Origin of the sequence: Halorientalis salina (genome assembly GCF_005049285.1) — an archaeon.
Lineage (GTDB): Archaea > Halobacteriota > Halobacteria > Halobacteriales > Haloarculaceae > Halorientalis > Halorientalis salina.
Window position 1 is genome coordinate 21,266 of record NZ_SOSC01000010.1, and the last position, 14,048, is coordinate 35,313.

13 protein-coding genes are annotated in these 14,048 nt (G+C 65.7%); 3 read left to right on the forward strand and 10 right to left on the reverse strand.

The window, feature by feature from the left end; genetic code table 11:
- The first annotated feature begins 82 nt into the window (after window positions 1-82).
- Window positions 83-301: an antitoxin VapB family protein gene (locus E2481_RS15195; protein WP_136718015.1), complete on the forward strand. Its 219-nt coding sequence runs from the start codon at window positions 83-85 to the stop codon at window positions 299-301.
- A gap of 31 nt (window positions 302-332) precedes the next feature.
- Here the strand turns inward: E2481_RS15195 and E2481_RS15200 are convergent, their stop codons facing one another.
- Together E2481_RS15200 and E2481_RS15205 are read right to left on the reverse strand one after the other, a co-directional pair.
- Window positions 333-1,304, reverse strand: a complete 972-nt coding sequence (locus E2481_RS15200) for an NAD-dependent epimerase/dehydratase family protein (RefSeq protein ID WP_136718016.1) — start codon at window positions 1,302-1,304, stop codon at window positions 333-335.
- A 3-nt stretch (window positions 1,305-1,307) separates the two neighbouring features.
- Window positions 1,308-2,477, reverse strand: coding sequence for an NAD-dependent epimerase/dehydratase family protein (locus tag E2481_RS15205; RefSeq protein ID WP_136718017.1), 1,170 nt, complete (start codon window positions 2,475-2,477; stop codon window positions 1,308-1,310).
- A 155-nt stretch (window positions 2,478-2,632) separates the two neighbouring features.
- Here E2481_RS15205 and E2481_RS15210 point away from each other — a divergent pair, with 155 nt between their 5' ends.
- Entirely contained in the window at window positions 2,633-3,379 is a 747-nt protein-coding gene (locus E2481_RS15210) for a hypothetical protein (protein WP_136718018.1), read from the forward strand.
- Here E2481_RS15210 and glmS read toward each other — a convergent pair whose 3' ends face one another.
- The 6 genes from glmS to E2481_RS15240 all read right to left on the reverse strand — a co-directional run bounded on the left by glmS (window position 3,380) and on the right by E2481_RS15240 (window position 11,095).
- Window positions 3,380-5,170 carry a glutamine--fructose-6-phosphate transaminase (isomerizing) gene (gene glmS / locus E2481_RS15215; protein WP_136718019.1) on the reverse strand — a complete coding sequence of 597 codons (1,791 nt, stop codon included), beginning with the start codon at window positions 5,168-5,170 and terminating at the stop codon, window positions 3,380-3,382. It lies immediately after the preceding gene.
- Window positions 5,170-6,363 (reverse strand): bifunctional sugar-1-phosphate nucleotidylyltransferase/acetyltransferase, encoded by a 1,194-nt coding sequence (gene glmU, locus E2481_RS15220; protein WP_136718020.1) that lies wholly within the window; start codon window positions 6,361-6,363, stop codon window positions 5,170-5,172. The genes glmS and glmU overlap by 1 nt, the downstream gene beginning before the upstream one ends.
- 111 nt (window positions 6,364-6,474) lie before the next feature.
- Window positions 6,475-7,332: a CheF family chemotaxis protein gene (locus tag E2481_RS15225; protein WP_136718021.1), complete on the reverse strand. Its 858-nt coding sequence runs from the start codon at window positions 7,330-7,332 to the stop codon at window positions 6,475-6,477.
- A 183-nt stretch (window positions 7,333-7,515) separates the two neighbouring features.
- Window positions 7,516-9,135, reverse strand: coding sequence for a hypothetical protein (locus E2481_RS15230; RefSeq protein ID WP_136718022.1), 1,620 nt, complete (start codon window positions 9,133-9,135; stop codon window positions 7,516-7,518).
- Between the two features lie 69 nt (window positions 9,136-9,204).
- The gene (locus tag E2481_RS15235; protein ID WP_136718108.1) at window positions 9,205-10,023 is read right to left on the reverse strand and encodes an undecaprenyl-diphosphate phosphatase; all 819 of its coding nucleotides are present in this window, start codon (window positions 10,021-10,023) and stop codon (window positions 9,205-9,207) included.
- 133 nt (window positions 10,024-10,156) lie between these two features.
- Window positions 10,157-11,095, reverse strand: coding sequence for a ribonucleoside-diphosphate reductase (locus E2481_RS15240; RefSeq protein ID WP_250137843.1), 939 nt, complete (start codon window positions 11,093-11,095; stop codon window positions 10,157-10,159).
- 176 nt (window positions 11,096-11,271) lie between these two features.
- Here E2481_RS15240 and E2481_RS15245 point away from each other — a divergent pair, with 176 nt between their 5' ends.
- Window positions 11,272-11,934, forward strand: a complete 663-nt coding sequence (locus E2481_RS15245) for a helix-turn-helix domain-containing protein (protein ID WP_136718023.1) — start codon at window positions 11,272-11,274, stop codon at window positions 11,932-11,934.
- A gap of 18 nt (window positions 11,935-11,952) precedes the next feature.
- Here E2481_RS15245 and E2481_RS15250 read toward each other — a convergent pair whose 3' ends face one another.
- Together E2481_RS15250 and E2481_RS15255 are read right to left on the reverse strand one after the other, a co-directional pair.
- Entirely contained in the window at window positions 11,953-12,219 is a 267-nt protein-coding gene (locus E2481_RS15250; RefSeq protein ID WP_136718024.1) for a type II toxin-antitoxin system HicB family antitoxin, read from the reverse strand.
- 99 nt (window positions 12,220-12,318) lie between these two features.
- The gene (locus tag E2481_RS15255) at window positions 12,319-13,893 is read right to left on the reverse strand and encodes an SLC13 family permease (protein ID WP_136718025.1); all 1,575 of its coding nucleotides are present in this window, start codon (window positions 13,891-13,893) and stop codon (window positions 12,319-12,321) included.
- Window positions 13,894-14,048: the final 155 nt, after the last annotated feature.

Genomic DNA, 14,048 nt, shown 5'->3' on the forward strand with positions numbered 1-14,048 from the left:
GGTCACGATCGGCACGTGATTTTCGTCTCGGGGAATCCGAAGTAGCGAAACGACCTTACCCTAAGCAGCGAGTATTGATAGTATGTCCAGGAACATCTCAGTTTCCGACGAGGTGTACCGAAAACTGAAGCGTGAGAAGGGAGATCGGAGCTTCAGTAAAGTCATCGAGGAGCAGTTGGAATCGGGCGGCAAGCTGGCGGATGTGACTGGGCAGAAGATCTTCCAGCCGGGAACATATGAGGCTGTCAAAGACGAAGTCCAGCAGTCCTGTGAGGACGGACGTGACGATGAAATGCCCTGATTTGTGGTGATCTGCGAGGGTTACAGTCTGTTTAGCTTCCGCCAGTGAACCGCTCGGCCAGGTCCCGAACGCCCTCGCGGAGCGTCCACTCGGTCTCGAACCCGGTCTCGGCCAGCCGGTCGAAGTCGACGTGATACGACGGGCCGGGGTGTTCGTCCTCCAGGTAGGTGATATCGACCGGGCCGACCTCCTCCCGGACGATGTCGGCGATCTCGGAGATCTGGAAGTTCCCGTCGTTCGTGCCGACGTTGTACACCTGCCGGTCCCAGTCGTCGGGCTGCAGTGCCGCTGACTTGTAGGCTCGCGCGGCGTCCTCGACGTGAATGAACGGTCGCCAGTTCGAGCCGTCGCCGTACACCGTCAGCGCGCGGCCGGTCAGCGCCCGGAACACGAAGTAGTTGACCACGAGGTTGAACCGCACTCCGGGCGAATAGCCGTAGTTCGTGGCCATCCGCAGAGCGGTCCCCCGCATCTCGTGGTCTGCGCAGTAGTCCGCGAGCAACGATTCGGCCTCGTACTTGGCCTCGGCGTAGGGGTTGATCGGATCGGGTTCGACCGACTCGTCGATGTCGGTCGAGAGCGCCCGGCCGTAGATGTTACACGAGGAGGCCGACACGACGTTTCCGACGCCGAGTTTCCCCGCGGCCTTCAGCACGTTCTCGGTGCCGTCGTAGTTGACGCCGAACGTCTCGTCACGGCGGTCGTGGGTGCTCGCCGCACCGGTGATGGCCGCGAGGTGGATGACGGTGTCGACGCCGCGCATCGCACCCTCGACGTCGCCGTACTCCCGGACGTCGCCGCGCCGGAAGTCCAGTGCCTGCTCGCCCCCGTCGTCACCGTCACCGTCGCTGTCGACCGGCGAGAGCGTCCCCAGCAGTGCCCGGGGCGACCCGCTCTCCAGGCTGTCGAAGACGACGATCCGGTCGACGGCGTCGTCGTCGCGCAACATCGGAACGAGCGCGCTGCCGATGTAGCCACAGCCGCCGGTGACGAGGACGTCCATCCCCTAGTCCTCCAGCACGCCCGGGAGGAACCGGTCCTCGTGGGCTTCGATGGTGTCGTCGTACTGGGTCAGCGTCTCGAAGATGTCACGGACGCCGCCCTCGAAGTCCTGGGCCTGCTCGCCGATGAGCGCCTCGTACTTTCCGTTCTCGATCTCCATCTTGTGGGTCTCGTCCTCGTCGCGCGGGTTCTCGAAGTGCTCGACGTCGACGTCGAGGTCGAACTCGTCGCCCACGTCGGCGATGGTCTCGGCGATCTCGACGATGGAGATGGCGCGGGTCACCTGGTTGTACACCGTCAGGTCGTCGGGGCGGTCGTCGGGGTCTGCGAGCGCCAGCTGTGCCAGCCCCTCGACGGCGTCCTCCAGACTGATGAACGGCTTGCGCTGTTCGCCCTTGCCGTAGACGGTGACAGGGTAGCCCGCGACGGCCTGGGCGGCAAAGCGGTGGCCGACGGTCCCGAAGTAGTAGTCGAAGTCGAAGCGCGTCTTCAGCGCGTCGTGGTCGCGCGTCTCCTCGGTCTCGGTCCCGTAGGTGATCGCCGTCCGCACGTCCGAGATCGGGATGTCGAACTGCGAGTGGGCCAGGCGCATGTTCGCCGCGTCGTGGCTCTTGGTCAGGTGGTACCACGACCCCGCCATCGCCGGGAAGGGCACCTCGTCGCGCTCGCCGTCGTTCTCCATGACCGCACCGCCCTCGGGGATGGGGAACTCAGGAGCGCCGTAGACGCCGGTCGTCGTGGTCTCGATGAAGTGCGTGTCGTTCAGGTCGTGCTCTTCGAGGCCCCACAGGAGGTTCCGCGTGGCCTGCATGTTGTTGTGCTGGGTGTAGTTGGCCCGCTCGCCGTTGATCTGGGAGTACGGCGCGGAGGGCTGGGCCGCGGCGTGGACGATGACCTCCGGTTCGTGGACGGCCAGCAGCTCCTCGACGAAGGACTTCTCGGCCAGGTCGCCCTGGACGAAGGAAAGGTTGGTGACGCCGTGGACCTCCTCGGCGACGTCGAGTCGCTCGTCCATCCAGGAGACCGGCACGGCACTCACCGAGCCGACCTCTTCGACCCACTCGCGACGGGCGAAGTTGTCGACGGCCAGCACGCGGTCGTCCGTTCGAGTCGCGATTCGCAGGGCGGCGGGCCACCCGATGTAGCCGTCGCCACCAGTGACGATGATCGTCATTAGTTACTCAGAAAGTGAGTAACCAACCGCGCATAAACTTTGTGTCATCGCCATCCGACCTGTCCGGTCTGATGGGCGTTCCCTCTAAGTCGGTGGCTGGGGGGTTTACGGGCCGAAACCGATATACGGCCACCCCGAGAGGACCGAACCGACAGATGGTGGACTGGGACAGCGCCCGGAGCGGCTCGCGACTCCTCGGCGGAGTCACCGGGTTTCGACGGCGGCTCGCGGCGGCAGCGGGCGAGTCGTTGATCCTGCGCCGACTCGACGCCGTCCAGTCGGCGCTCGACCGCGCGGCGACGAACAGCAGCGTCGGTGCGGGTGGGCGGACAGTCGGGCGGTGGACCCGTGGGTCGTGGCTCTACCGGTGGCTCACGAAAGAGCCCGACCCAGACGTCATCGTGATCGACCTCCGAGAGACCTGGACGGTCGGTCCGGTCATCGCGGGACTCGACTGGCTGGCGGGCGGTGCAGGGAAGCTGGTTCAACGCAGCGGACTCGGGGAGATGGGCCGTGGAGTAGAACAAGCCTTCCGGACGGCACCGGTCCAGATTATGGGCATCGTCGCGTTCGTCGCAGTACTCGTCAACACGGTCGCGATAACTGCCCTCGGCGGGCTCGACGACGCGGGACTGGGCGTGCGGCTGGTTTTGCTGGCGATGGCGACGCTGGCGACCCGGGTCGAGACGTCGTGGGACGAACTCCGCGAGGGTCGCGTCGGCCGGTTCGTCTCGGCGATCTTCGAACCGCCGCCAGTCCCCGAGGCGGACGACGAAGTGACGACTGCAGCGGAATCGAGTAACGCCGAAGTCGATCGGGAGGACGTGGAAGACGAGCCGGAAGTCGAAGGCGGGCCGACAATCGAAGACGTCGCGACGCTCGAAAACCGCGACGACCGCTGACTACTCGACGGTGACGCTTTTCGCGAGGTTGCGCGGTTTGTCGATGGAGCGCCCGAGCATATTCGCGGTGTGGTAGGCCACGAGCTGAAGCTGGACGTTCGCGACGACGGCTGCCACGCGTGGGTGCGTATCGGGCACTTCGAGCACGTGGTCGGCGTAGCGCTCGACGTCGGACGCGCCGTCGGTCACCGCGACCACCGGCGCGTCCCGAGCCTCGACTTCCTTGACGTTCCCGATGGTCTTGCGGGCCATCTCGCCGTCGCCGGTCACCAGCGCGAAGACGGGCGTATCCTCGGTGACCAGCGCGAGTGGCCCGTGTTTCAGCTCCCCGGCGGCGAAGCCCTCGGCGTGTTTATAGGTGATTTCCTTCATTTTCAGCGCCCCTTCCAGGGCGACCGGGTAGTTGAGTCCGCGGCCGATGAAGAAGTACGACCCGGCGTCACGGTAGGTCTCGGCGACGTCCCTGGCGACCGAATCGTCGAGGATCTCCTGGACGGCGCTTGGCAGGTCGCGCAGCCCGCTGATGACCTCGCGGTCGTCGTCGCCCGAGGCGATACCGAGCGTCAGCAGGTTCAGCGCCGCGATCTGACTGGAGAAGGTCTTCGTCGCGGCGACGCCGATCTCCGGGCCGGCCCGAATGTACAGCGCGTGGTCGCACTCCCGGGCCGCAGTGGAACCGACGGTGTTGGTCACCGCGAGCGTCCGCGCGCCGCGGCGCTGGGCCTCCCGGAGCGCGGAAAGGGTGTCCGCGGTCTCACCGCTCTGGGTGACGCCGACGACGAGCGAGTCGCCGATCGGCGGCGTGCTCGTGGTGTACTCGCTGGCGAGGAACGCCTGGGCGGGAATCCCCGCCTGCTGGAACAGTTGCGTGGCGTACACCGCGGCGTGATAGCTGGTCCCGCAGGCGACGAACTGCACAGCTCTGGGGGTCAGATCGCCCAGGTCGCCGAGATCCACCTCCCCGGCGAGTTCGCCGACGCGGCCCCGGAGACACTGGCGGAGGGCGCGGGGCTGCTCGTGGATCTCCTTGAGCATGAAGTGGTCGTAGCCGCTCTTGCCGGTCTCCTCGGGGTCCCAGTCCACGGTATCGACGTCCTTGTCGACGGGGTCCCCGGAAAGGGTCGTCACCGTCCAGCCGTCGGCGTCGATCGCCGCGAACTCCCCGTCGTCCATGTAGATCACGCGGTCGGTGTGGTCCCGGAACGCCGGCACGTCGCTCGCGAGGTAGTAGGCGTCCTCGTCGATCCCCAGCACGAGCGGCGAGTCGTTGCGCGCCGCGAAGATGGTGTCCTCGCCGGCGATGACGGCCGCAACGGCGTAGCTCCCCTCTAGCTGGGCGATGGCGTTCCGAACGGCGTCTTCGGGGTCGGCACCGTCGGCCAGTTCGTCCTCGATGAGGTGGGGGACGACCTCCGTGTCGGTGTCGCTGCGGAACTCGTGGCCCGCCGTCGAGAGCCGATCCCGGAGGGTCTGGTAGTTCTCGATGATCCCGTTGTGGACGACCGCCACGTCACCGAGACAGTCCTGATGGGGGTGGGCGTTCTCGTCGGTCGGCGGACCGTGGGTACTCCAGCGCGTGTGGCCGATACCGACAGTACCGGAGAGTTCGCGCTCGGAGAGTGCCGCGCGCAGATCGTCGATCTCGCCGGCGGTCTTGCAGACCTCGATCTCGTCGGTCGCGAGGGCGACCCCTGCCGAGTCGTAGCCGCGATATTCGAGCTTCGAGAGCCCGTGGACGAGCACGTCCAGCGTCTCCCCGTGCCGACCGGCACAGCCGATGATGCCACACATCAGCGCATCACCTCCGCGCCCTCGGCGATCCGACCCTGGACGTGCGCGCCGGTGTGAAGATGTGCCGAGGGACCGACGAGCGTGCCGGGGTCGAGACTGACGTTGCCGTCGGCGGTGACCCGGTCGGAGAGCACCGCGCCGAGTCGCTGGTCCTCGAAGACCCGGTTGCCGACCCGAACGTCCGCGTCCCCGCCGGGGGCGACCGTTCCGGCCCCGACGTGGACGTCCTGCCCGGCGACCGTGTCGAACAGCGTCGACCCGGCGTCGACGCGCGTGTCGGCGTCCAGCACGGAGCGCTCGACCGTCGCGTTCGCACCGATCGTGACGTTGCGCCCGAGCGCCGTGTCGGGACCGACGACGGCACCGGGGCCGACCTCCGAGTCGGGCCCGACGACGACCGGCGCGCGGAGCGTCGCGGCATCGTGGACGAGCGCGTCCTCGTGAACCCAGATCCCCTCATCCTGGGCGGCGGTATCGACTCGGCCGCGGGCGAGAACCTCCCGGCCCATCTCCAGTAAGTCCCAGGGGTAGGTCGCGTCGACCCACATCCCCTCACAGTGGACGCCCTTGACCCGGTCCCGATCCATCAGGCGAGCGATGGTATCGGTCAGCGCGAGTTCGCCTTCCGTACGGGGCGTGTCCGCGATCTCGTCGAAGATGTCCGGTTGGAAGGCGTAGATCCCGGCGTTGATGAGCCGGTACTCGTCGGTGGTCGGTTTCTCGATCAGTTCCGTGATCTCGTCGTTCTGCAGGGAGATCGCGCCGTACTGACTAGCTTTCGGGTGCTCGAGGACGGCCAGCGCCGCCGCCGGCTCGTCGCGCTCGTAGGCGTCGGCGACGGCCTCGATCATCTCCGTCTCGATGAGCCGGTCGCCGTTGACTACCAGCGGCGGGCCCTGGACGGCCGAGCGGGCCTGCAGGAGGGCGTGCCCGCTCCCGAGCTGTTTGTGCTGGCGGACGTACTGGACGGGGACCGACCGGTACGTCGGGCCGAAGTGGTCCTGCACCCGGTCGTGTTTGTAGCCGACGACACAGACCAGCCGTTCCATGCCGGCCTCGACCAGGGCGTCGAAGACGTGTTCGAGGATAGGGCGGTTGGCAGCGGGTAACATCGGTTTCGGGCGATTGCGCGTCAGCGGGCGCAACCGAGTCCCTTCACCCGCTGCGAGGACGACCGCAGTGCTGACGCTCATACGCCATGGTATCCGTCAGGCGGTTTCAAGGTTCCGGCTCCGGCAGTCTCTTTTTGCTCTCTTTCGGCAGTAGTCGGCGTTTAACCATACAATCAACCAATTAGTTGGCGACTACTGATCACTCATCGCGTCACTCGCCATGTTTCGCCCACGAGCGTTCAGTTCGACTTCCGTCCGGACCCGGACCTCGTCAACGGCCCCGATTTCGAGGAGGTGCTGGTAGACCTCCTCTACGTCGTCGACCGGCATCCCGACGAACTCTGACATCTCGAAGGGCGAAACGCCCGAGTACAGCGCCATCAGCACCTGGCTCTCCTGTTCGTCGAGTTGGTCGACGTTCGCCTCGTTTTTTTCGACGGCGGTGGAAAACAGTGAATCCAGCGCCTGAGTGTGCGTTTCGGTCCCGGTGAGATACGTTTCGACGCTGATATCGTCCTCGGTGTGTTCGACGGAGACGACCAGGCGCTCTTTGCCCCGGACCTGCGTGTCGGTCGTGTCGATATTCCCCACGTTGTCCATGTCGATCGTGAGGCGACCGTCTGAGAGCGCCATCTTGATCGTGTCGTCGACGTAGCGGAACTTCGCTTTCTCCCAGTCGGTCTCCTGGACGACGCCGCCTTTGACGGCCGGGTGTTTCACCAAAATGATCTGGTCGTGGAGCATCGCCCGGCAGACGTCCTCCTCCAGGCCGCCCTCGCCCGCGGCGAGGAAGATGACGTTGTTGCCGACCGAAAGCGGCGTGATGTTGGTCATGTGCGCCGTCGCGCCGATGTCCGGTGGCTCGTCCTCGATCTCGACGTTCGATATCGGAACCGTCTGTTTGTTCCCGCTGGTCGCCAGGACCAGGCGCTTGTTGGTGATTATCAGTCGGCAGGACTTCCAGGTCGCCCCGTCGTTGACCTGGCCGTCCCTGACGGCGTAGAGGTAATCGCCCTGCGTGTCCACGAGTTTCTGTTCGCCGTCGCTCATACGTACCGGCAATCACCTCGGCGACCGGTCGGCGTCCAGTTCATGCGAGAGCGTGCGGCCGGGGCGCGGGACCCCCGATACCCGTTCGTCCGTACATACCAGTTCGAGAAAATAAACGTTATCGGAACGTTCTCAGGATCTGAAGCGGTCAGGTCGGTCGCTGACGACAGCCCCTATTCCCGATCACAGCCGAACGGCGTCCGCTCCAGCCAGCGATTCGGGGACGACGAGACGAACAGTCGTTGCTGTTCCCGATGCTGTAGTCATACGAACGGAGGCTGTCTGGCCCTCGTCGAGTCCGGTATCACGAATCGTAACGGCGTCACTGGGTTCGTCGAACACGCCCGGCATCTCGCCGCCCTCGACGCCCTGGGGCCCGAGGTCGACGACCAATCGCGCGCGATCGTCGGCCTCGGTTATCATGGTTCCACCGCCGGCGAGCGAGTCGTCAGGGTCTTTGATCGCGCCGTGTGCGAACGCGCCGTCGGTGTTCGCCTCGTCGAACTCGGACTCGTGGACGAGGTCGTACGTCCCGGCGTCGTCGACCCACTGCATCGTCACGCCGGACAGATCGATGTCCTCGGCACCGGGTGCCTTGCCCACGGTCATCTCGGCCGCACCGACCGTCGCCTCGCCGTCAACCCTCGCCACTCGGCCAGTGACGTTGAAGACCTGCAGGCGGTTCGTCACCTGTTCGTGGGACTGTTCGCCCGTCTCCTCGGCCTCGGTCTGGAGGAACCCGGCCGTGTTGAGGAACAACCCCGATAGCGGGAGGAAAAGAGCCGTCCCGACCGTTTCGGGCGGGCCGGTGTAGGTCGCGCTGACGGTCGTCCCGTCTCGAGACACCGACGCGTCGTCCAGCGCCGATTCGAGGTCCGCGACGACTGACTCCATCTCGGGTTCGATCTCCTCGTCGGACAGGCCGCCGACCCGGTCCTCGGCCAGCACTCGCCCGGCATCGACGACCGATTCGATGTCCTCGGCGTCGTCCTCTGTCCCCGCGTGAAAGGTCAGTTCCAGCGTCCGGTCGCTGCCGTTCTCCGCGAACGACCCCGAGGCGTATTTGGCGGCCGAAATCGGTTGCGGGTCGATTTCCGCCCCGTCGCTCGACGACGGGACCCACGACTCGGGCACGGCGGTCGCGAACCGGATCGATCCCTCCGTTCCGGCGTAGGTGTCCCGGAACGACCCCGAGACCGCGTCCGCGTCGCCGTTGTCGACGTCGATGGCGTCCTCGACTGCGTCCTCGGTGCCGAGGACGAACCGCCCGGACCCGAGGACGCCGACGCCCGCGTTACCGGACTGCTCGTAGACCGTGTTCCCCTCGTACTCGCTCTCCTCGGCGCTGGCGATGACGCCGGTCGATTCGAGCGCGTCGACGAACTCGTCTTCGTCCAGGTCCGACCAGACGAGGACCCCGCCGTATCCGGCGTCACCCTCGACATCGGCAAACAACAACAGCTCCGAGAGGGCAGTCGGGTCGACCCCCGCCGCGTCCTCGGCAGTCCCGAGCATCTCGTCGACCGACGCCGGACCCGAATACCCGTCCGTCGCCGAGAGGTCGGCGAGGTGGTCGTCGATCCCGGCTTTCAGTTCCGAGTCGGCGAGCAGCGTGTCGGCGTCGGCGTAGAACACCGCCGACGCGTCGTCCGGAACCGCGTCGGCGCGGCCACCGGCAGTCTGGTCCGGTTTCGAATCGTTCAGCACTGAACAACCCGCCAGCGAGCCGACCGTCGCGGTTCCGAGGAGGGCACCACTGGCTTGCAGGAGGGTTCGTCTGCTATGGGAAGGGTCGGGCGACATTACGCAGCGATTACTATCACTCAGACGTAAGCTTTGGGGAGCTATCGCGTCGTCGAGTCCACCGCGAGATCAGAGCAGCAACAACAACCCGCCGACGACGGCCAGCGAGCCGAAGCCGATGCAAATCCCCCAGAACGCGATCCGGCGAGCCAGCGCCACGAGCGCGCCGACGGTCAGATACCCCACGACGCCGCTGACCGCGAGCGCGAGGACGGCCGACGCCGGCGAGATCCCGGCGACGCCCGTATCGAGGACCGCCAGCAGTCCCGCACCGAGCGCTGCGGGAATCGACAGCAGGAAGGACAGCCGCAGGGAGTCGACGCCCTCGTATCCCCGCAACAGGAGCGCGCTGACGGTCGTCCCCGATCGGGAGACGCCGGGGAGAATCGCCAGACCCTGAAGACCGCCCACGAGCACGGCGTCGACCAGCGTCGGCTGTTTCTGTGCGGGTCCACCACCGCGGGACTCGGCGACCCGCTGGACGAGTCCAGTCACGATCAGGAGCGCGCCGATGAACGCGACGAACGCGCCGCCGGCCAGTTCTGACACCAGATGGTCCAGCGCCGCGTACGCAGAGAGCCCGACGATCCCCGAGACGACCGTTCCAACGCCGAGAAAGGCCAGGTCAGCCGTCGACCGCTCGAAGGCCCTCCGCGGTCGGAGCGCCGGGAGCGTTCCCAGCACCTCGCGGATCTCGGTCCGGTAGAAGACCGTCGCGGCCATCGCGGTCCCGGCGTGGAGAAAGAGGGCGTAGCTGACGGCCGCGTCCGGCGAGGCGTCGGCGACGACGGTCAGCGTCAGCGCGATCGCGCCCTCGCTTGAGACCGGGATCCACTCCAGAGCACCCTGCACGACGCCGACCAGCACGGCGACCAGCCACTCGTCCATGTCCGGGCCAGCACACCGAAAGGAGAAAGGCGATTCGGTTGTCGGAACGGTCATACGGTTTGCTGTAGCTGGTTACCGATACGACCGCACGACCTCGTGCGGTCGATTCGGGACTGTTCTACAGTAATCCGTATCAGTCCGCGGTCGCGCCGGCCTCGGACTCGTCCATGTCGACGAGTTCGTGGACCGGCGGCACCGCCGCGTCGGCGTCAGTGATGATGTCGATACGTCGCGTGAGTTTGTCGCGGGCGTACATCACGAGCGGCGTCGGGTCGATGGCCTCGCCGAAGTCGCTGACCGTGCCGGCGACGTGGGGCATCAGGTCCTGTAGCGTGTCCTGGACGACCTGCTCGTCGACCGCACCGTCCTGGACGAGGCCGCGGACCTTCTGCATCCCGAAGCCGACGTGACGGCCCTCGTCGCTCCGGATCTTCGTGATCCCGTTGACGATGCCGTCCAGATCGGGCCACTCGCGCTTTGCCACCTCGTCGGACCCGCCATCCGAGAAGGCCGACTGAAAGCCGTAGTAGCCGGTCTGGGCCAGTACGCTCTCGACGGTCAGGTGATAGTGACAGTAGGCCTTGGCCCGGTTTTCGGGCGTGTCGTCGGTCAGCAATCGTTCCATGGCGGCCTCGGTCTTGTCGAACAGCGCGACGTAGTCGTCGTTGAAGTAGTGCTGGGCCGTCGGCCTGGTCTGCTCGTAGCCCAGTTCCGCGGCCACGGGGTCGATGACCTCGCGCCAGTAGCGGTCGAAAAACTGGGTGTGCTTGCCCTCCTCGTAGATCTGGCTGGAGAGGAACATCTGGTCGTTGATGTCCTCCAGGACCAGGGCGAGGGGCATCAGGTCCTCCGTCACCGCCTCCTCGCCGGCACCGAAGCGGGAGACCGCGGTTCGGAACTCCTCGAACTCGGCTTCGGTCGGCTCGTATTCGAGGAACTTCGCTTTGTCACCCTCGAGCCCCTCGATTTCGTAGGGGTCCCAGTGACGGTAGACGGCGTTTTTGAAGTAGCCCTGTGCGAACGAGTCCGGGTCGAGTCGCATGTCGCGACTGTCGTCTTCTACCTGTGTCATCGTCCACCCGTTCGTTACCCGGAAACTCCCCTATCGTTGCTGCAAATTTGTCACGGGCCTTTTATCCGTGGTACTGGGAGACGTGCGAAAGGGTGGCGTGGGCGGCAGTCCGCGGCCCGAGCAGTCGGGCATCGGTATTCGAGGGAACCACGAAACCCAAGAGGGGGTAGTTCGATATGGCTGACATGCGCAGCGCGGAGTTGTCTCTGCGACCGGGGCGGGAGGGGTTTCATCCGGCGGACAGGGCACTGCTCGACGCCGACGAGGTAGAGCGGGTCGCTATCCACCACATCAACCAGTTGGACGACGGGACCATCGTCTTCCTCTACCAGTTACACGGGGACCTAGAGCGGGCACGGGAAATCATGGACGGGCACAAGGACGTGCTCTCACACAGCATCTCCGGCGACGGGCAGGACCTCGTCGCGTACATCCACTTCCGGCCCAACGAGACCGTCGACACGCTCTTTCGGCTCCCACAGGAGTACAGTCTGGTCGTCGACACGCCCATCGAGTGCCTCGCCGATGGCGGCATTCGCGTCCGGTCGCTGGGCGACCAGGAAACGATCACCAAATCGATCGGGCTCATCCCCGAGAACATCGACGTGGAACTGGAGTCGATGGGCGAGTACCACCCCGACGACCGACAGCTGTTCTCGATGTTGACCGACCGCCAGCGCGAAATCCTGGTGACCGCCATCGACGCGGGCTACTACGACGTGCCGCGGGGCGCGACCTACGAGGACATCGCCGCCGAGATGGATCTGGCCCCCGTCACCGTCGGCGAACACCTCCGCAAGATCGAATCGCGCGTTCTCAAAGAGATCGTTCCGGGGTAAGCGACAGCTGGCTCACGACTACTTGAGAACTTCCGGCAGTTCGTCGCCGCTCGCGTCGTCCTCAGGATCGATACCCAGTTCGCGCAGTTCCTCGTCGGTGGGTTCGCGTCCGATCTCCCCCTCGTGAAGAGCAACTGCCTCATCGAGGTTTTCGAGCGCGGCCGAGCGGGACTTTCCCTGAGTCGTGACACCCGTCTCGACATCCGTCGCGATCCACCAGTCGTCCGCACGCCACAGGCGAATCTCCTCCTCGTGGGGTTCCCCGTTTCGCGTCGAACTGGCCATTCCACCGGGGGTTGCAGGATGAGGAGTATAAGCGTTCGGCTCGGACAGTATCGCTGACTCCGTTCAGGATGACAAGAGGTGTGACAGCCGCCTCGACGGCTAGAACAGGATCGTCGGCCAGACGAACTTGAACAGCAGCCAGATGAGGCCGGTGAGCACGAGCGTCATCAGGACGTTCAGGACCATTCCGGCGCGCATCATGTGACGCTGTTTCAGGTGCCCGCTGCCGAAGACGATGGCGTTGGGGGGCGTCGCGACCGGGAGCGCGAACGCGAAGCTGGCGGCGATCGCGCCGCTGACCGCGAGGAAGACGGCCGCAGACACCTCCGAGAGCCCGAGCGTCGACGCGAAGATCCCTCCGATCCCGATGAGGATGGGGACGATGATCGTCGAGGTTGCCGTGTTCGAGGTCAGTTCGGTAAGCAGGACGACGACGAGCACGACCGCCCCGACGACGAGCACGATGGGCGCGCCGGTCAGCGATCCGAAGATGGTCTCGGCGAGCCACTTCGTCGCGCCGGTCGCGGCGAGCGCGTCGGCCAGCGCGATGCCCCCGCCGAACAGCAGGATGGTCCCCCAGTCGATGTCGACGATGTCCTCCCACTCGACGGTGTCGGCCAGGACGAGCGCCGGGATGGCGTACATCCCGACCATGACGTAGTACAGCAGCCCCTGGTGGCCGGTGACGCCGAGGACGGTCATCCCCTCGTCGGTGCCGAACAGCGTGTTGAACCAGGTCGTCGGCAGCACACCGAGTTGTTCGACGAACAGATCGAGACCGCCGACGACCCACAGGATCGCCGTCGCGGCGAAGATGTACGCGACCCGGCGACCCCGGGGTGAGAGGGGCCCTTCTTCGTCGAGGTACTCGCGTGCCTGCTCGCGGGCGTCGCTGACGTCGTCGATTTCGGGCGGGTACAGCCGGAACGTGAGCACGTACCAGACCAGCGGGAGGGTGACGGCGACGATGGGCAGGCCGATGGCGAGCCAGTCGACGAAGCCGATCTCGTAGCCCAGAATGGCGTTGAGCTGGGTCGCGAGCACGGCATTGGGCGGGGTCCCGATGAGCGTCCCGACGCCGCCGACGCTGGCCGCGTAGGCGGTCCCCAGCAGCGTCGCGATCTGCATGTTCGAGAACGCCTCGTCATCGTCCTCGGCTTCTCGGATTTCCTCGCGCCCGATCACCTGGGCCAGGACGCCCAGCGCGATGGGGGTCATCATCGCGGTCGTGGCGGTGTTCGAGACCCACATCGAGAGAAACGCCGTCGCGAGCATGATCGCGAGGATGAGCCGCCGCGGGGACGACCCCATCTTGGTCATGATCCACAGCGCGATCCGGCGGTCGATGTTGTACTTCTGGAGCGCGTTCGCGATCATGAAGCCCGCGATGAACAGAAAGATCAGGTGGTCGGCAAAGCCTGTCAGCGCCGCGTCCATGTTGTCGTACACCCCGAAGGCGGTCAGTAAGACGGGAATCGACAGCGCGGTCACCGCCAACGGCACGACGCCAGTGACCCACAGCACCGCCGCGAAAAACATCGTCGCGATCGCGTACTGTCCCCTCGTCGACAGGTTGGACGGATCAGCGACGAACGCGATCAGTCCGGCCCCGAACAACGCGACCGCGAAAACGGCCAGTTTCCCGCCTGCCGTGTCCCTCCGTAGCTGTATCATTGATACATGGTTCTCACGAGTGCCAGTATTTACTATTTACTTTCTCTGACAGAAGCGTTAACACACCCCGACAGCGGCCGGTGGTCTCATACTACCGGACAGAAGTCCGTGAACACCTGATCGGTGCTCGCACCGGACTATTGTGGATAGATGCC

What these genes read in the sequence shown, in the direction of transcription:
- glmS (WP_136718019.1), bottom strand. Translation starts at nt 5,170, where the DNA reads ATGTGTGGCATCATCGGCTGTGCCGGTCGGCACGGGGAGACGCTGGAC.
- E2481_RS15235 (WP_136718108.1), bottom strand. Translation starts at nt 10,023, where the DNA reads ATGGACGAGTGGCTGGTCGCCGTGCTGGTCGGCGTCGTGCAGGGTGCT.
- E2481_RS15245 (WP_136718023.1), top strand. Translation starts at nt 11,272, where the DNA reads ATGGCTGACATGCGCAGCGCGGAGTTGTCTCTGCGACCGGGGCGGGAG.
- E2481_RS15210 (WP_136718018.1), top strand. Translation starts at nt 2,633, where the DNA reads ATGGTGGACTGGGACAGCGCCCGGAGCGGCTCGCGACTCCTCGGCGGA.
- E2481_RS15195 (WP_136718015.1), top strand. Translation starts at nt 83, where the DNA reads ATGTCCAGGAACATCTCAGTTTCCGACGAGGTGTACCGAAAACTGAAG.
- E2481_RS15200 (WP_136718016.1), bottom strand. Translation starts at nt 1,304, where the DNA reads ATGGACGTCCTCGTCACCGGCGGCTGTGGCTACATCGGCAGCGCGCTC.
- glmU (WP_136718020.1), bottom strand. Translation starts at nt 6,363, where the DNA reads ATGAGCGTCAGCACTGCGGTCGTCCTCGCAGCGGGTGAAGGGACTCGG.
- E2481_RS15250 (WP_136718024.1), bottom strand. Translation starts at nt 12,219, where the DNA reads ATGGCCAGTTCGACGCGAAACGGGGAACCCCACGAGGAGGAGATTCGC.
- E2481_RS15255 (WP_136718025.1), bottom strand. Translation starts at nt 13,893, where the DNA reads ATGATACAGCTACGGAGGGACACGGCAGGCGGGAAACTGGCCGTTTTC.
- E2481_RS15240 (WP_250137843.1), bottom strand. Translation starts at nt 11,095, where the DNA reads ATGACACAGGTAGAAGACGACAGTCGCGACATGCGACTCGACCCGGAC.
- E2481_RS15230 (WP_136718022.1), bottom strand. Translation starts at nt 9,135, where the DNA reads ATGTCGCCCGACCCTTCCCATAGCAGACGAACCCTCCTGCAAGCCAGT.
- E2481_RS15205 (WP_136718017.1), bottom strand. Translation starts at nt 2,477, where the DNA reads ATGACGATCATCGTCACTGGTGGCGACGGCTACATCGGGTGGCCCGCC.
- E2481_RS15225 (WP_136718021.1), bottom strand. Translation starts at nt 7,332, where the DNA reads ATGAGCGACGGCGAACAGAAACTCGTGGACACGCAGGGCGATTACCTC.